The following is a 20415-nucleotide window of genomic DNA, read 5'->3' as shown; positions in this document are numbered from 1 at the left end:
TCGAGGTTTGAATGAATTTACAAAATTCCCACTCAAAAAAATATGTTTTAACTTTTTTCATGTCAACATGTTTGTTGACTAGTAGCTTTTTAAGTACAAGTGCTAGAGCGGCAAGCTTTAAAGATTTAGTTAGTAAAACCCCAGCATGGGAAAAGCACAATTCAACACAGCAACAAAATATTTGGAAAGATTTGACTCCAAATGAAAAAATCAAAAAATGGCAAGAAGCAGCTTTAGTTCCTAGTTTTACTCAAGCACAACATGATCTAGGAATAAAGTATAAGGAAACAGATTTATCAAGTTTTTTAGATAATACTAGACATAAAGCAAGACGAGCAAGAGCTGAAATTTTATTATACATCGAAAGAGTAAAACAACAGGATTTTGATACAAAAAAACAAGAATATATTAATCAAGGTGTAGTTCCTACAGATATAGAAGCAGCAACAAATCTTGGAATAAGTTATGACCCTAGCAAAATAGACAATAATGTAGAACACGATCAAAAGGTACGTCGTGCAGAAAAAGACAAACAAGCAGTAATCGAACTATATATCAGCTCAATAAACAGAGATATTAAATACAAACATTATGTTGATAATGATATTATCCCTGAAATGCAAGAAGTAAGGACTGCTCTTAACATGAATAAAGATGATGCACAATCTTTTGTTGCTTCAATAAGAACTGAAATTATGGAAAACGCAAAGGGACAATATATAGCCGATAGCCATATTCCTACAGAAAAAGAGTTAAAAAAGAAGTTTGGTATATCTCGTGATGATAATAGAGACGGCTATATTAAGTCAATAAGACTTAAAGTTATGGAAAACGCAAAGGGACAATATATAGCCGATAGCCATATTCCTACAGAAAAAGAGCTAGAGCAGAAATTTGGTGCTGATAAAGGTGCGGCAACAAACTATATCGCATCAATAGCAACTCAGATGATGCTTGGTAAAAAATCGTACTATATAGATAATAATATTATCCCTAACGCTGACGAATTAATGAATGAATTTAAGATAGGGCCAGTAAAAGCAACTGTTTATATAAACCAAATAAGAGCCGGAATAGAAGCAAACCAGTTGCTAAACAACAATGATACTACTAAACCATCTACCGGACGCTCTCAAAAAAAGAGCGGAAACAAAAACGACCATTGGTATATGTCAAATCAAGGTATAAATAATACAGGAACATCTTCACGGATTTTCACGGGTAGAGAAAAGAAACAACGATATTTTTTTGATCCTATAAGTACTTTTAAAACTTACTTTAATACTAAAGCAAGTAAGGGTAATTTAACGCAGTCTCAACACAATATAAATAGAATAATACAACAAGAAGAAAATATTGAAGAATTTAAAAATCTTATTAAAACAGATCCTATAGCAGCATTAACTCTTCAAGTAGATAGTAGTTATAAACAAGAAGCAGTAACGACTATCTTAAGTGATTTTAATGATGATACTATTCAAAGGGTATTATTTAGCAATGATAAGGGACAATTAGATTTCAGTACCAATATTGACGTTAAAAATAGACCTATTTTACAAGAATTATTAGAAAATAGTTATTCTGAAGAAAAAACTAAATTTGCTGAAAGAATTCAAGACTATGCAACACGAAATATATCTAATAGTAAATTTGAAGAAAAGGCACGATTAGATCTTATCAAACTAGCAGCAAGTAAAGATAAGAGTTCAGTAGAAAACTTTTTAACTCTGCAATTAGAGTTAAAAAACAGAATGCAACCCTATATTGTAAATAGCGTCTATATTTTAACGCCAGAAATAGTAGAAGAAATAAATATAGAACTAAAAAATAAAGGGCTAATAAGAGATAGTTTAACTAAAGACTATATGATTAAACTAGCCAAAGAAGTAAATAACCACACATTAAATTCAGTAATTAAAGTAATATTATCTGATAGTAACATACTCAGCAATGAAACCAATAAAATTTTAGGGTTAGCAGTAGGTAATAATGCAAATAATTTAGAACAAACACAAAGCGGCATTCCTAATCCACCACCTCTACCGCTAAATGGGGGTATTCCAAATCCGCCTCCTCTACCGCTAAACGGAAGCATGCCACCACCACCGCCCTTAAATTCTCAAGGCTTTAGTAGCAACTCTAAACATTTTGATTTAAATCAGTTACAAGCAGAATACCCTCACATACATTCATTATATATTCAGTTTACTCACAATACTACTGTTCAATCAAAAGCACCACTTCAACCTACAGCTTCTAGTGCAACCAGCACAGGCAGAAGCACGCCAGAGACAGCTTATGCCAAACTATATGCAGAATATAGAACTGAGACAGGAGGTACAAAAGCTAATGATTTACAAGATCAGCTTATAAAACGACAAGCTGATCTTACAAATGTTATACGTCAAATATTAACAGAATCATACGCCAACCAAGGAGCTGACGAGAAAACTCTTGTAAATTTATTTAGCATTTCAACCCCTGAAATCGCAGAAAAAGCTAAAGAAGCTTTTAACACCCTTGTTCAAGACCAGTATATAAAAGATATAACCGTAAATGGTAAGAAAACAATAACAAGCGAAGAGATAATTAAAAATCTTTTCAATGAAGACACTGATGATGCAGTAAAACGTATTTTATTATCGTCATGTAAAATATCTGAAGAATTAAAGAGACCTATTAAACTTGAATTCAATAAATCAGAATTGATTAGAGAGTTACAGGGCAAACAAAATCCGTTTGAACAATTAGAATTTGCCTATATTAATGCAAAAAACTTCGATCAAGATATATTTGGCAATAGAGTCGAAGAGTTAATTAACAACCCTAATATATTAACTATAGTACAACAAGCTACTTTTTTAATAACAGAAGATACAAACTTAAGAAAAACAATTAATTCTGATCAAGCACAGGCTAAACTTGATGATTTAAGAACAGCTATTTTAAGCACAATAAAATTTGAAGAATTAATTACAGCAAATTTACCTCAACATGATTTTATTGCTATAGTAAAGGAAAAAGACCCCGAATTATTAAAAGAGTTTTTAAAAGCTACTACTATCAAACTAACAGATAATAATAATTTAGATCAATTAAGATTAGCTTTGCCTTCATTTACAGGCATGAGCAATGAACAAATAAGAATTCTTACTAGTAAATTAAAGATGCCTATAATATTAAAAGCTCTTAAAGAGTGCTCGCAAGAAAAAGCTAAAAAACACATCCATACCGGAAACATGCCACCACCACCACCGCCACTGCCTGATTCACAAGATTTGGAATTAGCTTATCTAACAAGTTTAGGGATTACTAAATTCAATGCAAATACATCTACTTTTAAAACAACTCCAAAAACTTATCACTTTAGCTCCGATATAGCTTTAAGATATAAAGAATTTACTTTATCAGGACAAAAATCAGCAGGATATAAAGCAAAATACTCCGATGCCGATTTATTGAAAAAAGCTATAGTGGAATCAGTAGCATTTGAGCATTCAAAAAATTTATCTAAAGCTCATCAAAATAATAAGTATTTTGAACAAATCCAAGAAGCAGTCGACACTATGCAATCTAGCTTTATAGGTCCTAGAACTGAAATAGGACAAAAAATACATAATATTTATACTTCTAAACTTTTGGAATTAACAAAAGATAAAGAATTTATTAAATATGTTGAAGATAATATTATACTTAACAAAAAATTAACGGAGGCGTTTACTTCCGCTGACTCTGATTTTATAGATTCTAGAACTGAACTAGGACAAAAAATACATAATATTTATATACAGCAATTGACAAAATATCCAGAGGAAGCGGTAAAAGAGGCATTTAATACTGCTCACCCTGATTTTATAGGTCCTAGAACTGAAATAGGACAAAAAATACATAATATTTATAAATCTCAACTTTTAGAGTTAGCAAAAGATAAAGAATTGTTTCTATTTGTTCAACAAGTACTAGTAGAGTCTACTGAACTAGAACAAAAATATGGTAGTGATATTCAATCAGAAAATAGTAAAAATGAAAAGAAAGTAGGGCGTTTAGATAAGAAAAAATTACGATTATTCCCACAAGAAAACAAAGCTACAAATGACGAATCCTCAACAAAGGATGATACACAACCTGAAGATAGCAATAAAAAGTCAGAGCAATCTGATTCAAAAACCGCTTTATCACCGAGATTATTGAGTTCTAACGATAGCAAAAATGATAAATCATCAGATGACAAAAAATCACTTCTAGCATTAAGATCTAGTGATGAAGACGATAAAGGGTATGCAACTGATGAAGAAGAATTAGAAGAAAGCAATAGCACCACTGACGAAGAATTAAAAAAAGATATAGTTTTAGAAAGCGAAGATGAAGCTATTGATGTGTCATTCAAAACTGAAGCAATTACAGAACAAGATGAGGTGACACAGAGACAACAGGTATCTGATGATACTAGTGGAAAAGTAGCAATATTAGTTCAGGCGACTTCAACTCTTCACAAACCTGTTCACTATAATATAAATGATAGATTAACGGTTGCTGCAATAGGGGCCGGTGATGAAGAAACTAGTATAAACAGAGGGGTATGGATTAGCGGCTTATACGGCATCAACAAACAAAGAATTTGGAAAAATATTCCAAAATATCAAAATCGTACAACCGGCATAACCATCGGGACTGATGCTGAATTCATCAATAGTCATGATGTTATAGGAATAGCTTATAGCCGTTTGGAATCCCAAATTAAATATAATAAAAAACTAGGGAAAACAACAGTTAACGGTCATCTTTTAAGCATTTACAGTCTAAAAGAACTAATTAAAGGTTTCTCATTGCAGACTATAACATCTTACGGTCATAATTATATTAAGAATAGATCTAAAAATATTAATAATATAATTGGAAAATATCAAAACAATAATTTAAGTTTTCAAACTGTATTAAATTATAAATATCGTACAAAATACGATTTACATTTTATTCCTAATATCGGTTTTCAATATGATTATTCAAGAGCTAGCAACTATAAAGAGTATAATGTAGATATAGAAAATCTCATGATTCAAAAGAAATCAAATCAATTATTTGAAAGTAGCCTTGGCGGTAAAATAGTGTTTAAGCCTATAGTGACCACAAACAATATAGTATTAACACCAAGTTTGTATGGTAATATTGAGCATCACTTCAATAATAAAAATACAAAAGTTAATGCAAAAGCGACTTTTAAAGGACAAACATTACAAGAAACAATTATTACACTAAAACAACCTAAGCTTGGATATAATATCGGTAGTAATATACTTATGAGTAGAAAAAATATCAATGTTCTACTTGAGTATAATTATTATACGCATAGAAAGTATCAAAGCCATCAAGGACTTATTAAACTAAAAGTCAATTTGTAAATCACCAATAGAAAATTTAAATAAGGATAAGCTTTTCCTAAGAGCTTATCCTTTCTTAATGAATAAACTTACCAAACTCCTGCATAGAATACTGGAGTACTAAATATAGTAAAAAATAGTTTAAATGAATAGCTATTAAGTACAAGATGACCTAATTGGTCAAAAGGAAAAATATTAAATAAGCTCATAATCCCAATTACAATAAAAGTATCGATAAATAAAGAAATTGCCGTGCTAAAATTATTTCTTATCCATAAATAGATATTAATATCAACAAGTTGAGCTATATAACAGGCAAAAGTTGATACTAAAAAAGATATTAGTAGCTTCCAATTTATCCATGAGACTTATTATTAAACTACTATTATATTAAAAATAATAGCAAGCTTTACACAAAAATTGGCTCTTTCTTTACCGTAAAACTCAGCTATTAAATCCGTTAATAAAAAAGTTAACGGATAAAAAATTGCTCCTATAGATAATTCAAGAATATAAAAATTAAAAATATTAAGGTAAACAAATTTTTGCTATATTAAGTTTCCTACTATAATAAGGACTGTAAAAAACGTACATAAAATGATATAAATTTTTTCTTTTATATTAAATTCTATAGACATTTCTAAAATTATTTTAGGTGCAAAAATATTGCTGTACTCTAAATAATATATATTGGGAGTTCTGAAAACTATACTAAATTCTCTGATGTCATGCCATTGATCCATAGGTGTTGTTACATGACTCCTGTTATGTCATTCCCGCAAAAGCAGGAATCCAGTACTTTTATCTGTCACCCCGTGGCTTGACCACGGGGTGACACAGTGGATTTTACCGATCCACGCAACAATACCAAAGGTAGACAATGACAAGTATGAGAGATATTACTAAGATAAAGCTGTAACTATTTAGCTATAGGTAAACTATTTTCTGCTTGATTTTCTTCAATTTCATTAATCTTAGAAACTAAATCAGATTTCTTTTTTGAGGAAAGGTTAGCAAGTACTATTGCATTTATTAAAAATAATGTTGTAAGTATTATAGTGCTTTTAGTAAGAAAATTACCGACTGTTTTAGCACTGACTACTCCCATATTATTACCGCCGCTTATACTACTAATTCCATCCGATCCGCTACGCTGCATCAGAATAACTATAATTAGCAATATTGCAATAGTAATATGTACAAAAAGAAGAATGTCTATCATATAATAAAATAATCGTTACCGTATTTTAAATGTAAATCATACATTAGTTTTATATTATTTGCAACTTAGCTTTATAAAATAAACATAATACTATAATAGTATCTGACAGAAACTAGACTAAAATCAGCATATGAGTTTTTCAAGAAAGGTTAAAAACTCACAAAGCTTAGGATGTGTGGTGGTGCTACTAGGGGGAATCGAACCCCCGACCTCTTCATTACCAATGAAGTGCTCTACCCCTGAGCTATAGTAGCAAGATTATTTCAAACCCTTTTTGCCACATATTTGTCATTAAATCAAGAAAAATTTTAAATTCGTTTACTCTTTACAAAAAAGCTCTTATTCGATCTCTTCATTCGCTCCACTTATATGTACCCCATCATAAGATGCTACTGTAGTTTCATTAGCATACATCCCAAATTCTTTCTGTAAATAATCACTTAAAATCTTTAGTGTTTTTTCTTTGGTTTGGCATGCTAATATCATTTTATTATCTTGTACTAACTTGTGTAATTTGGGTATCTCTTCTGCAGTAACAAGCCTCATTGCCAAACAACCATTTTCTTCTGATTGTAGAAGGTCAGCCGTTACACTCGTAGTAACTCTATGACATGTACCGAATAAGTCTAGATCTATCCTTGAAATTGTTTCGTCACTAGTTACTTCTTTAAAAGTTCTGGAATGATTGATGTATCCTCAGAGATACTGGCAAAGACTAATCCCTTTTCAGTTATTTTATGTTCACAAGCATCGCCATAGTAATAACTCTTAGGTTTAAAGACTACAATTTTGTTATTAAATTCAACTAGGTTTGCAGGTTTTGTAATTTTTTTCATATTTTATCTAAACTTCTATTTTTGTAAAAAGATAAGGCAATCAATGCAAAAATACAGCTTAATATGACATAATAAACTGCTGAGGTTACATGCCCTGTTTTGTGTACTAAATATTCAAAGACAAGAGGCGTAGTACCACCAAAAATACTTGTAGCAGTGTTATATGAAATAGAGAGAGCAGTGTTACGTATATTTGTAGGATACAATTCTGCTTGTAATGCCGGTTCAGGACCGATATAGCTAGCAGCAAGTATAGCAAGTATTAATTGTGAGATAATTACACTTGTGAAGGCCCCATTCTCAAAATTATTAAGTAAAAATGGCGTTGTTACAATAATTATTATCAGATTAATTACAAAAATTTTCCTGCGACCTATAATATCGGATAGATAACCGCTTAATAAAGTTACGGCTATCATAATCACGTAACACACGCTAGCAAGGCTATTTACCTCATTTTCAGTAAAGTTGCGGCTGATTTTTAAAAACGATACCAAGTAAATTGTAGTTAGATAGAATATTATCGAACCGGGAGCGTTGATAAAAATCGAGATTAATATATCAAACCAATAATTGGTAATGACTTTTTTTAACGGTGATTGTAAAATCTTTTTCTGCTCTCTTAGATTTTTAAAATTCGGTGTTTCGTGTGTATTTTTTTTAATATAAAATGCTGCAAAAAGAATAAAAAAACCAAGTAAAAAAGGTATTCTCCAGCCAAAACTATCAAATTGTGAAGCTGTTAGGATATTCTTAACGATATAAGAAACAAAAGAACCAAGCAATAAACCGGAGCATATACTAGACATTGAAATACTACCGGTGAAACCTTGGTGTTTATGGCTAGTATGCTCAATAACAAAAGAAATAGAGCCGGTCAAAACTCCCCCCATTGATAGGCCTTGTAGAATTCGTACACAAATCATTAATATAGTCGCAGTTATACCGATAGTATGGTAAGTTGGTAATATTCCTATTAATACTGTTGGGGCAGACATGCAAAATAACGCACTAGTTAAGGCTACTTTGCGTCCAAATCTATCACCGATAACACCAAAAAATATGCCGCCCAACGGTCTTGCCAAATAACCTATAGCAAATACTAAAAAAACTTGCAGTAAAGAAGTATTAGCATCATCATTTGGAAAAAATTTTGTTCCTATTATGGGTGCAAAATAACCGAATAATACATAATCATACCATTCAAAAGTGTTAGCGATACCGCTTGAAAATACTAGTTTACTGCGATTCATGTTTTCTATTCATAGCTTTTTTTTCGGAATATATTATAAACAAGGTGGTAGGAATTATTATTACTGCTCCATGAAGTGTGCTTTTATCAGGAAATTCGTTAAATATGAAATATGCCGCTATTACCGAAATCACCAGCTCTAAATATCTATAAGGAGCGGTAGCGGTTGCATCTACCATGGAAAAAGCTTTAAGCAGGAAGAATAATATTAAGCTTCCGCTACTACCGAGTACAAACAATAAAGCTAATTCAAAACTACTAGGAGTTAACCAATACTGCGATGCTACAGGTAACGACACTATAGCAGTTACTATTGCCGAATAAAATAGCATGCTAATCATCGATTCTTTTATTACGAATTTTTTATTAATAATATCAAGCATAGCAAATGAAATAGCTGCTAATACAAAATACAAAATTTCTGGGTTAAAATCCTCGGCATGCGGTTTAAGCGTAACAACAAGTCCTATAAATCCTACTACGGTAACTACCCATCTTGGCCAAATAATATTTTCGTTCAGAAAAAATACGGCAAGTATTAAAGTAAATAAAGGAATAGAAAAACTTACGACTGTTGCAGTAGTAACGGGAGCTATGGTAAGACCGTAAGTCCAAGAAGTCATACCGAAAAATAATAATAACCCTCTTAATATATGTACAAAAGGACGACTTGTTTTTAAAGTATTTTTACCATAATAAACAACAAAAGGTAGTAAAACTATGCTACTAAAAAAGAAGCGGAAAAAAGCTACTTCAAAGCTATGTAAACGAGTCCCAAGATATTTAGATATTACATCATTGGCACTACTACTTACTAAACTAAGTAAAAACCAACCTATACCGGTTAAATATGTTTTTAATGCATCATTCATTAATATGCTCCAATAATTTCTATAATTTTACTTAAATGTCTTGACTTTTATCATAAAAGAATTCTATCTTTTATGATAAAATGGTATAAATATATAAACAAAAATTTTATATAATAATACGGTAATCAATTTTAAGCAAGTAAAGGTTATAATTATATGTTAAGAATAGTGAAAAAATTAGGGATAATTTTGTTTGTATCCACCATAAGTATTAATAGTTTTGCTAAAAGCATGTATGATGATGTAGACTCTGCTGCTGACTATGATAGTACACCGTATTACGAAAACGAAGGCAGTTTAGTTTTCAAGATGCGTCTAGGAGGTGTTGTTTCAAGTGCTAAGCAAAAAGGATTACCTACTCCTACCTCTCCTCAACCTGTTTCAGTAGGAGAAGTGGCAAAAAACGGTTATGGAGGTGATGCGTCCACTACTATATTCTTTAATAATTATTTAGCTACTGAATTATCACTTGGCTTTAATGTTTTACGCACTAAATATACATCCCTTGCAGCCGTTGCTCATAATTATGGCGTTGATAATGTTAAACTAGGAAAAAACAAACCTATTTATATGATCCCTGCGACAGTTACCGGACAATTTCATATAGCTCCTTACGGTGGAATAAGACCATATATAGGTATAGGTTATCACGGTTCTTATATGCTTACTCAAGCTACCGGTCTTAAAATTAGAAACGGACACGGTGCCGTAGGACAAATAGGTGTAGATTTTTATGCTAAAGACGATACTTTAATCAATATTGACGTAAGACAATTTTTCTTAAATCCTAAACTTGAGTATAAACCGAATTTAGTAGGTAATAAAACCATAACCTCTAAAGTTAAACTTAATCCTTTAATAGTTTCTATAGGTATAGGATTTACTTTTTAGCCTTGTTGCATGGTTCTTGAAGCGTATTTGTCATCCCGCGACTTGATCGCGGGATCCAGTTTTTTTATTTTTTTTGGATACCGTGGTCAAGCCGCGGTATGACACTAAATAGCTAATAATATAAACATACATTCACCTATGTCCCTACAAATTATCCAGTTATTATACTTAGTTACGGCTGTTTGCTTTATTCTATCACTCAAATTCTTATCCTCACAAAAACAAGCACGTTTAGGCAGTACCATAGGTATTTTGGGGATGGCGATAGCAGTCATCGTTACTTTTTTCCTACCGGATTTTACTCATAAATTACCCATTATAGCAACCATATTATTAGGTGCTGTAATCGGCGGGATTATCGCACTTAAAATCTCCATGACGGCAATGCCTCAATTAGTAGCGGGATTTCACTCTTTTGTCGGTCTTGCTGCGGTATTTGTAGCTTATGCTACAGTACTTGCTCCTGAAAATTTTTCTATAGGAATAGCAGGAAGTTTACCGATTAATGCATTAATAGAAATATCAGTAGGCGTCTCTATCGGTGCTTTAACTTTTAGCGGTTCGATTATAGCTTTTCTAAAACTACAAGGCTTAATGAAAAGTAGCCCGTTAAAATTCTACGGTCAGCAATATATATGCTTATTAACGGCAATAATATTGGTTATTCTAGTAATATCGTTTATTCGTTCAGAGAATATATTTTTATTTAATCTAATAGTCTTTTTATCACTGTTAATCGGAGTATTCCTAATAATACCGGTAGGCGGTGCAGATATGCCTGTTATAGTCTCAATGCTAAATTCTTATTCAGGTTTTGCGGCAGCAGGTATAGGCTTTACGCTTAGCAATAGCCTACTTATTATTACTGGAGCATTAGTCGGTAGTAGCGGCGCTATACTTAGCTATATAATGTGCAAAGCGATGAATCGCTCATTAATTAAGGTTATTTTTGGGGCGCTTTTGCCTGCACCTACTGGAATTAACAAGGATATAGACGACGATAAAATAGCAAAAACAAGCTGCCCTGAAGATGCAGCACATTTACTACTTAATACATCATCAGTGATAATTGTTCCCGGTTACGGTATGGCAGTAGCCCAATCTCAGCATATCATAAAAGAGATGGTTGATATATTAGAACGTTCAGATATTAATGTACGTTTTGCCATACATCCGGTAGCAGGTAGAATGCCGGGGCATATGAATGTTTTACTTGCAGAAGCTAATATAGATTATGAGAAAGTACTTGAGCTTGAAGACATTAATAGAGATTTCGCTACCACTGACGTAGTGCTTGTGATTGGTGCAAATGACGTAACTAATCCTGCTGCTAAAAATGATCCGAACAGTCCAATTTACGGTATGCCGGTACTCGATGTCGAAAAAGCACGCACGATTTTGTTTATTAAACGTTCTATGGCATCAGGATATGCAGGTATAAAAAATACGCTATTTTATCACGATAATACTTTTATGTTATTCGGCGATGCTAAGAAAGTAGTTGAGGAGATAGTTAAGTTTCTAAATGAAGATTGACTTAAATAACTCTATTTGTTATAATTTCTTAAATTAAGCCAAAAAACAATTATCATGAATTCGCAAAAAACATTACCGCTTCTGCCAAAAGCCACGGCTATATGGTTAATTGAAAATACTTCTTTAACTTTTAAACAAATTGCCGATTTTTGCGGTATTCATGAATTTGAAATAAAAGGTATGGCTGACGGTGAAGTAGCACAATCTATAAAAGGTTTAAATCCAATTGCAAACGGTCAGTTAACTTTAGAGGAAATTGAGCGTTGCAGTAAAGATCCTAATGTTAATTTACAAATTTCATATAGCCCTGCTGATGAATTGATGAACAATCAGAAAAAACAACGTGCTAAATACACTCCTATAGCAAGACGTCAAGATAAACCGGATGCTATATATTGGTTATTGTCTAATTATCCAAACATCCAAGACCATCAAATAATTAAATTAATAGGTACTACTAAAATTACTATAGATGCTATTAGAACCCGTAGCCATTGGAATATGAATTCTATTCGTCCTCGTGATCCCGTATTACTGGGGATCTGTAGTCAAATAGACCTGAATAAAATAGTAGAAAGCCTAAAGCCTCCACAAAATCCTACAAAAGAATCATAAAATTATACTAACTGCTATCCTGCGAAAAGCTTGCTTACGTGAATTATTTTTGATTGTTACCCCACCTTGATCAGCGTTATTGCGTGGCTCGTTTATGTCATTCCTGTATAGTCAGAACATTGCTGGATGGACCGGTAAAATCCACTGTGTCACCCCGTGGCTTGACCCACGGGGTCCATAAAAAAATCTAAAATACTATTAATAGTATTTTAAGCTAGATTCCGTGATCAAGCCACGGAATGACAACGGATGCGTTTTTCAATCCACACTGACAATACTTTTCTCACAAACGGATTTTTTTATGGATTAGAAAAGTGATTATTGCCTAATAAATCGTTTATCGCTAGGTAAAGTATAACTTTTATCGGTAGAACGATAGGGACAAATATCAATTCCTCCACGCCTAGCATATACTATATAAATAGAAAGAAAATCAGGACTTATAGCGTTTTTAATATCTGTAAAAATACGCTCAGCACACTGCTCTGCAAATTCATTACAATTTCTAAAAGATATTAAATATTTCAGAAAAGAATCATATTTTAACTTTTTTCCTTTATATTTTATAACGATTGTACCCCAATCCGGTTGACCGGTTACTAGGCAATTTGATTTGAGTAAATTAGAATTAATCTCTTCTTCTACCAAAACATCTTCATACTCAATTAAACTATTATCGGGTGCACCGTAATTATTGCATACTATATCTAAATCATCGATATTTTTACCGCTTGGAACACCAAATTCTACTTTTGTATCTATAGGAAATATACGTCCTGTTACTTTAGCGTGTGTAACATTACTTAGATCCTGCAAGATAATTCTTTCTAGTTCTTTTACTGATTCAACAACAAAGTTATTAAAAGAATTTAGATATAATTTAAATGATTTTGATTCTACTATATTTTCAGAATCCGTCGGTATATAAAAAGTACCTACTCCAACCCATGGCTTACCGTTCTTATTAAGACAAGATAGTTCATATGTATTCCAAACATCTACACCATAAAACGGAAGATTATTACTATTTATTCCAAGTTCGTTTCGATTATTTATACGTGGAATTTTAAATAATAAAGTCACATCATAACTATCTTTATAAGTACTTTTTTTACCAAGTAAAGAAGTAGATAAAGGCATTAATTATGCTCCTTGTGCTAAAATTTCTTTTTGTTGTAACTCATCATATTCTTTTAGCATATAACCACGTCCCCATACTGTGTCGATATAATCTCTACCGCCGGCAGCATCACTTAACTTTTTACGAAGTTTACAAATAAAGACGTCAATAATTTTCATTTCCGGTTCATCAACACTACTATATAAGTGATTTAAGAACATTTCTTTAGTTAAGATAGTTCCTCTTCGGAGTATTAATAGCTCTAAAATAGCATATTCTTTGTTCGTCAAATGTACTTTTTTGCCGTCAACTTCTACACTTCTAGTATCTAGGTTTATGCTAACCTTATCAAACCTAAATACTGATGCTGCATGACCTTTAGAACGTCTAACTATAGCTTTAATTCTAGCAATTAATTCCTCTCTTACAAACGGCTTGGTTAGATAATCATCGGCTCCGGAAGAGAAACCAGTAATCTTTTTATACGTATCCGTTAAGCTAGATAAAATTAAGATTGGGGTTTTTATTTTTGCAGCACGCAATCTTAGTAATATCTCAAAACCATTAATATCCGGTAACATAAGGTCTAAGATTACTAGATCATAACCACCAACTTTACCAAGTCTTAAACCTTCTACACCAACTGAAGCTTTATCGCAAACTATCCCTTCTGAAGCTAAAGTTAGTTCAATTAAGTTAGCCATTTCCGGCTCGCCTTCAATTAACAAAACTCTCATTATTTTTCTCCATAAAATTCAATTTTTATATTGTGCTATAATTTAATTACAGTTAATTATTGTTAACTAAATTATAATTTTTTATCTAGTGCTTTATACATTACATTAATAACATAAGTAAAGAATATTTAATCAAATTGATAAAATTTTTACTATTAAGCTCTATCTGTAGTTTAAAAACCATGGCGTTTAAAATGAAATTTATTAAATAATTAAATGATTTTCTTAGTTTTGATGCTCTGACATTTTCTTATGATATAAGGCACCAAAATCTATAGGATCAATCATTAAAGGCTGGAATCCTGCATCTTGAGTACAGCTAGCTATAATTTTTCTGGCAAATGGAAATATCATTGCCGGACAATGAACGGATAATAAAACCGGATGTTGTTCAGAATCAATATTAATTAAATTAAATACTCCAGCATATTTTAATTCTATCTGAAATAATTTATATTTCTCATTTCTTGCAATTGCCTCAATATTTAACTCTACTTCATAGAAATTTTCTTCCGATAAATTAGTAATATTTATATCTAGAGATAAATCAATTTGAGGGCGTTGATCCAAAGCCGCAAGAGAAGACGGGGCAGAAGGGTTCTCAAGAGATAAATCTTTTATATATTGTGCATTAACGGAAATATGCGGCATTGTCTCATTAGTATCGGTGTTTATTGTACTCATAAAAATCCTTATTAAAAATTTAATATAATTTTCTACATAAAAAAGTTATGTTAGCGGTAAAGTTACGCCTACTTGTTTCATATATTTTCCTTGACGATCGGCATATGAAGTATCACAAATTTGATCACTCTTTAAAAATAAAAACTGACAAGCTCCTTCATTTGCATATATTTTAGCAGGTAATGGAGTAGTATTAGAAAACTCTAAAGTTACATGTCCTTCCCACTCCGGTTCTAACGGAGTCACATTTACTATTATACCGCATCTTGCATAAGTGGACTTGCCGACACAAATAACTAATACATCACGCGGTATTTTAAAATATTCTATAGTTCTGCCAAGGGCAAAGCTATTAGGTGGGATAATACACACATCTACTTCTCTATCAACTAAATTATATTCACTGAAGTTTTTTGGATCAACCGTAGTAGAATTTATATTGGTGAATATTTTAAATTCATTAGATACTCTAGCATCATAGCCGTAAGAAGATAAGCCGTAAGAAATAATCTTTTCTTTATTATGCACTCTTACCTGCTTTTCCGCAAAGGGCCTTATTATACTGTGATTTATAACAGCTTCTTTTATCCACTTATCTGACATTATAGCCATAATCAAAACTTGATTTAATTAATAAACTAATGATTATAACTCATAATTATTTACAATACAAAATTTTTCTTTAAAACTATAAGTCTGAGACTATTGAATAATGATAGTGATAATAATACAACATTATATACTTAAAATTAAATTATTACAAATTAAAATAGTTTTTTATTGTCAATTCTGAAAAGTATTATTATATTATAGTAGTTGATTTATATTTATTAATAACTAAAAATTTATTTTGTATAGTAAATTTTATTTAAGTTTATAGGAGCTTTATTAAAGTGAAAAAATTATTATTAGCTGCAAGTATTATTTGCCTTGCATCGGCTGGTCTTGCTGAAGAAAATCCAACACCTGTTATTTCTAATTCTGATACTGAAATAAAATTAGAAGGATTCTATTTATTTGAAAACGGTTATATAAAACAGGATCATTTAATTTTATTTGATAAAAATGTAACTGATAACAGAAAAAAGCTAGGGTTTTACACGGAAGCAGCGTTTGCGGCCACTATTGCTAAAACTATCAATGATGTAATAGCAGGTGCTAAAATAGTGCTTCAGCCTACTACAAGAGCAAAAACCTCTACAAGTTATAATGGATCACATATATTTATTGAAACTAGTTACGGTAAAGTAGAACTAGGCTCTCCTGCTGATGCAAGCGCTAAGTTACGTATTACCGGTAGTCAAGTAACTGCAGGTACCGGAGGATGGTCTAGATATGCTCTACTTGACGGTCAATATATGCGATATAATGGTTTAAAATCAGATTTTGATACTAATGCTAGCTTTTATCTTGAGTCATACTCTAATTCTTTTGATCAAATCAATGATAAAGCTGAGAGAGCTAGAAGATTGAATTTTTTCACGCCTAAAATGAAAGGCTTCCAAGCCGGAGTTTCTTATACTCCCGATACTGCTAATACAGGCGGTAATAGAGATATAAATAATTTAACGCTTGAAAGCTCAGGCAGAAACGGAGTTAGTGTTTCTAAAACCGGAATAAAGACGGTTAAATTAGAGAATAACGAAACCATGACTATTAATCAGAATATTAGGGATGCTTTTTCTGCCGGCTTAACTTATGAACATGAAATTAGCGAAGATGCAGACTTAAAACTATCTGTCACCGGAGAATACGGTAAACCTGCTCGTCGTCTTATTCATGCTAAAATGGACGGAACTACAATTCAAGTGCTTAATACCTATAAACTTTCTAATTTAAAAGCATATAATCTTGGAGCTGTATTTACTTACGGTAATTTCTCTTGTGGTGCTTCTTACGGTAATTTAGGTAAAAGCTTAACCTCTAAGGAATATTATAAAGTCGGTCGTGATACCTATTATTACAATGGAGCAGTTGCTTATGGACAAGGACCTATAAAAACAAGTCTTGAGTATCTTAAAACTTCAAGATATAAAAACACCGTTGATGCTGTAAGCCTCGCTACTGAATATAAGATCATGCCTGGTTTATTACCATATGCTGAAATTTCTCATTTCCAAGCTAAAGGTAAACCTGTATATTACCCTGAAGCACCTAGTAAAACAACACGAGGTACTGTTGGTCTTATAGGTACAAAACTTAAGTTTTAATTATTTACAAATTAATTGCCATCACTATTATAATTAAGGCTTAGAGTAATCTTATGCCTTGATTATTACATTTTTTTTAATTGAACTATCAATAAACTGTATAGTTCCGTCGTTGTAATAATCTTGTTTTCTCTTCTGTTAAATCTTTAAACCATTCTATTAGCTTACAGTGCTCTAATTCTTGTCAAATTATGCTTAGCTTTTGTACTTCAAGTACCGGCCAAACCTTGAAAAATTTATGCTATACTGCCTTTTGATTAAATAAAATTATATTATTTTACTTTTTTTATTTTTAGATATTGATTTTCTCTGATTACCATATATTGTGATATATGATTTTTATTATTTTAAAACAGGAGTAACACTATGAATCATGCCCAATTTACAAGCTCAGGATATTCCTTTGTAAATGGATTAAAAGCAGTTACAAGATATGCAACCGCTTCTAAATTATTATTTAAAGATGCATATAATTTTGTTTCTAGTTCCAACTTAAAAAATATTTACAATATTACATGCTTTAAATATTCAGAAAGTCTACACAAAAGACAGGGATTTTGAGGCAGCATTGAAGTTTTTTAATATGCAACAGGATAATTCTCTAAAGATATGTAACTCAGAACATCGAAAACCAGCATCAGAGGACAATGAAAATCTTTTCCCTCCTATATTAATATGATGAAAATCTATTATTTTTTGGGAAGCCCATAGGAGGTAATTTACCGGTACTACCTCTTTTGCCTAAAAATGCAACAATGTTTTTCTCAAGTTTTACTTTTCCATTGTTATTCCAACCTAAGCCGTCTTCTTTATTGAATATTTTAATATCTAGAAGCTTAGCATTCTTAAATTTTTGCAGCGTTACACCTTGCCCTTTTTTCATTTCAGGTATTTCATCTATATTAAATACCAGTAATTTACGACTTTCACCGATACAAGCAATACTATCACCGTTTACAGGTAAACAAGCTATACATACATGACCATCCGGTACATTCATAATTTGCTTTCCTGTTTTTGTTTGAGCCATTACTTCATTTGAATTAACTAAAAACCCCTTACCTACACTACTTGCAAGTAATAAAAGCTGATCAGGTTTATAGACTAAAATATTCGTAATATCGTTATTACCTATATCCACAAGTAGCTTTATAGATTCCCCTGTTCCTTTACCTTTGGAAATATTATCGGCAAGCAAAGTAAAAAATCTGCCTTCTGAACTAACTATTAATATTTTATCAGTCGTGTAAGCTTCTAAAATAAATTTTTCTGCATCACCTTCTTTATATTTGATAGTCGATAAATCGGTGTTATGACCTTTTAACGAACGCACCCACCCCATTTTTGAGCAGATAATAGTAATCGGCTCTTTAGTAATGAAAGCCGTTATATCAACTACTTGATTCGTAAGCGTTACTTCCTCAAAGCTTGTACGCCTTGCTCCTATTACCGTATTTAATCCAAATTTCGTTTGTACTGTTTTGATTTCTTTTTTAACTATTTTCCATAGTTCTTGAGGATTATTTAGAATTTCTTCTAATATAGCTTGTTGCTTATGCAAATTACTATGCTCATTAATAATTTCCTGCTCTTCAAGCTTGCGAAGCGAGCGAAGACGGGTATTTAATATCGCTTCTACTTGTATTTCGGTTAGTTTAAACCGCTCCATCATTATCGCTTTTGGCTCATCTTCTTCACGAATAATTTTAATTATCTCATCAAGATTTAGATAAGCTATCCTAAGCCCTTTTAGAATTTCTAAACGATGCTTGATTTTGTTTAAAAGATAAGTTGATCTGCGAGTAACAATATTTTGTCTATGATATAGAAACTCTTGTAAAATCTCTAAAATATTCATTACTCTCGGCACGTTATTACTGCCGATCACATTCATATTTAACTGAATGCGGCTTTCTAAATTCGTTAGCTTGAATAGAGATTCCATAACTATTTGCGGATCACATCCCCGATCTCTCGGCTCTATAACCAACCTTATAATATCTGTTGATTCATCTCTAATATTGCTAACAAGGGGAATTTTTTTATCCTTTAGTAATATTGCTATTTGTTCTATAAGTTTTGATTTCTGAACCTGATAAGGTATCTCGGTTACGACTATCTGATATGTACCGTAACTTAGCTCCTCTTTTTCCCATCTGCTTCTCACTCTAAGACTACCGCGTCCAGTAGTATATGCAGCATTAATAACTTCAGCTTTATCAATAATTATGCCGCCGGTCGGGAAATCAGGACCTTTGACAAAGTTCATTATATCGTTAATTTCAGCTTTCGGATGGTTGATTAAATGTATTAGAGCATCACAAAGCTCATGTAAATTATGCGGCGGTATATTGGTTGCCATACCGACTGCTATCCCTTCAGAACCATTAGCTAGTAAATTCGGAAAACTTGCCGGCATTATTACCGGTTCTAAATCGGAACCATCATAAGTAGGGCGAAAATCTACCGTATCTTTATCGATGTCCTCCATTAATAACGTACATATTTCCGTCATACGTGATTCGGTATAACGCATAGCTGCTGCATTATCACCGTCGATAGAGCCGAAATTACCCTGCCCATCAATTAAAGGATAACGCAACGAAAAATGCTGAGCAAGACGTACCAAGGTATCATACACTGCCACATCACCGTGCGGGTGGTATTTACCTATTACGTCACCGACCACCCTCGCACATTTCTTATAGCCGGAATTCGGCTCAAGCCTTAACTGTAGCATTGCGTATAATAACCTACGATGTACAGGCTTGAGTCCGTCACGTACGTCAGGAAGCGAACGTGACATAATTGTTGATAACGCATAAGCAAGATAACGCTCTGATAATGCATTACCAAAGTCAATATTTTCTATTTTAGCTTCTTTCATAAGTTATTTAGTTTTTATTTATAGTCGTCGTTGTTGCGTGGTTCTCTATGTCATTCCTGCGAAAGCAGGAATCCAGAAAAAAAGTATAAACACAGCAAATTCTTAAAATTAAAAGCTCGATTTATCTCGCTTTATGATGGATTTCTGCTTTCGCAGGAATGACATAAGAGTATAC

16 protein-coding genes, 1 tRNA gene and 1 pseudogene are annotated in these 20415 nt (G+C 32.1%); 5 read left to right on the top strand and 13 right to left on the bottom strand.

Going from position 1 to position 20415, the window contains the following annotated elements; all coding sequences use genetic code 11:
• Nucleotides 1-11 precede the first annotated feature (11 nt).
• Complete coding sequence (locus WSW_RS0107040; RefSeq protein ID WP_193427816.1) at nucleotides 12-5399, top strand: autotransporter domain-containing protein; 5388 nt, start codon at nucleotides 12-14, stop codon at nucleotides 5397-5399.
• Between the two features lie 68 nt (nucleotides 5400-5467).
• On the opposite strand, the pseudogene WSW_RS1000000109735 reads toward WSW_RS0107040, so the two are convergent.
• The 8 genes and pseudogenes from WSW_RS1000000109735 to WSW_RS0107005 form a co-directional block, all read right to left on the bottom strand.
• A pseudogene (locus tag WSW_RS1000000109735) lies at nucleotides 5468-5830 on the bottom strand (VUT family protein).
• Nucleotides 5831-5926: 96 nt separating this feature from the next.
• Complete coding sequence (locus WSW_RS1000000113375; protein ID WP_016917582.1) at nucleotides 5927-6121, bottom strand: hypothetical protein; 195 nt, start codon at nucleotides 6119-6121, stop codon at nucleotides 5927-5929.
• Nucleotides 6122-6297: 176 nt separating this feature from the next.
• Nucleotides 6298-6600 (bottom strand): preprotein translocase subunit SecG, encoded by a 303-nt coding sequence (gene secG, locus WSW_RS0107030; protein ID WP_004996773.1) that lies wholly within the window; start codon nucleotides 6598-6600, stop codon nucleotides 6298-6300.
• Between the two features lie 179 nt (nucleotides 6601-6779).
• Nucleotides 6780-6854 (bottom strand) — tRNA-Thr (locus tag WSW_RS0107025).
• 85 nt (nucleotides 6855-6939) lie between these two features.
• Entirely contained in the window at nucleotides 6940-7152 is a 213-nt protein-coding gene (locus tag WSW_RS0107020) for a hypothetical protein (protein WP_029375039.1), read from the bottom strand.
• A gap of 107 nt (nucleotides 7153-7259) precedes the next feature.
• A complete protein-coding gene (locus tag WSW_RS1000000112195; protein ID WP_014419691.1) occupies nucleotides 7260-7436 on the bottom strand; it encodes a hypothetical protein in 177 nt (58 codons plus the stop codon).
• A complete protein-coding gene (locus WSW_RS0107010) occupies nucleotides 7433-8689 on the bottom strand; it encodes an MFS transporter (RefSeq protein ID WP_029375038.1) in 1257 nt (418 codons plus the stop codon). The genes WSW_RS1000000112195 and WSW_RS0107010 overlap by 4 nt, the downstream gene beginning before the upstream one ends.
• A complete protein-coding gene (locus WSW_RS0107005) occupies nucleotides 8676-9560 on the bottom strand; it encodes a DMT family transporter (RefSeq protein WP_004996775.1) in 885 nt (294 codons plus the stop codon). The genes WSW_RS0107010 and WSW_RS0107005 overlap by 14 nt, the downstream gene beginning before the upstream one ends.
• Before the next feature lie 156 nt (nucleotides 9561-9716).
• Here WSW_RS0107005 and WSW_RS0107000 point away from each other — a divergent pair, with 156 nt between their 5' ends.
• The 3 genes from WSW_RS0107000 to WSW_RS0106990 all read left to right on the top strand — a co-directional run bounded on the left by WSW_RS0107000 (nucleotide 9717) and on the right by WSW_RS0106990 (nucleotide 12602).
• Nucleotides 9717-10451, top strand: coding sequence for an OmpW family outer membrane protein (locus WSW_RS0107000; protein ID WP_016917580.1), 735 nt, complete (start codon nucleotides 9717-9719; stop codon nucleotides 10449-10451).
• A 138-nt stretch (nucleotides 10452-10589) separates the two neighbouring features.
• Nucleotides 10590-11987, top strand: coding sequence for an NAD(P)(+) transhydrogenase (Re/Si-specific) subunit beta (locus WSW_RS0106995; RefSeq protein ID WP_016917579.1), 1398 nt, complete (start codon nucleotides 10590-10592; stop codon nucleotides 11985-11987).
• A 54-nt stretch (nucleotides 11988-12041) separates the two neighbouring features.
• Nucleotides 12042-12602: a cell cycle transcriptional regulator TrcR gene (locus WSW_RS0106990; protein WP_016917578.1), complete on the top strand. Its 561-nt coding sequence runs from the start codon at nucleotides 12042-12044 to the stop codon at nucleotides 12600-12602.
• A 318-nt stretch (nucleotides 12603-12920) separates the two neighbouring features.
• On the opposite strand, the gene queF is transcribed toward WSW_RS0106990, so the two are convergent.
• The 4 genes from queF to dcd all read right to left on the bottom strand — a co-directional run bounded on the left by queF (nucleotide 12921) and on the right by dcd (nucleotide 15755).
• Entirely contained in the window at nucleotides 12921-13742 is an 822-nt protein-coding gene (gene queF / locus WSW_RS0106985) for an NADPH-dependent 7-cyano-7-deazaguanine reductase QueF (protein ID WP_016917577.1), read from the bottom strand.
• Between the two features lie 3 nt (nucleotides 13743-13745).
• A complete protein-coding gene (gene ctrA / locus WSW_RS0106980; protein ID WP_016917576.1) occupies nucleotides 13746-14459 on the bottom strand; it encodes a response regulator transcription factor CtrA in 714 nt (237 codons plus the stop codon).
• Nucleotides 14460-14684: 225 nt separating this feature from the next.
• Complete coding sequence (secB, locus tag WSW_RS0106975; RefSeq protein WP_004996787.1) at nucleotides 14685-15143, bottom strand: protein-export chaperone SecB; 459 nt, start codon at nucleotides 15141-15143, stop codon at nucleotides 14685-14687.
• A 45-nt stretch (nucleotides 15144-15188) separates the two neighbouring features.
• Complete coding sequence (gene dcd, locus WSW_RS0106970) at nucleotides 15189-15755, bottom strand: dCTP deaminase (protein WP_016917575.1); 567 nt, start codon at nucleotides 15753-15755, stop codon at nucleotides 15189-15191.
• 281 nt (nucleotides 15756-16036) lie between these two features.
• On the opposite strand from dcd, the gene WSW_RS0106965 reads away from it, so the two are divergent.
• Nucleotides 16037-17353, top strand: a complete 1317-nt coding sequence (locus tag WSW_RS0106965) for a porin (protein WP_016917574.1) — start codon at nucleotides 16037-16039, stop codon at nucleotides 17351-17353.
• 670 nt (nucleotides 17354-18023) lie between these two features.
• Here WSW_RS0106965 and parC read toward each other — a convergent pair.
• Nucleotides 18024-20240 (bottom strand): DNA topoisomerase IV subunit A, encoded by a 2217-nt coding sequence (parC, locus tag WSW_RS0106955; RefSeq protein WP_016917572.1) that lies wholly within the window; start codon nucleotides 20238-20240, stop codon nucleotides 18024-18026.
• Nucleotides 20241-20415 lie beyond the last annotated feature (175 nt).

The organism is Rickettsia honei RB, assembly GCF_000263055.1.
GTDB lineage: Bacteria > Pseudomonadota > Alphaproteobacteria > Rickettsiales > Rickettsiaceae > Rickettsia > Rickettsia rickettsii.
Note: the sequence above shows the minus strand (reverse complement) of the source record. Positions and strands in the feature narration are given on the sequence as shown.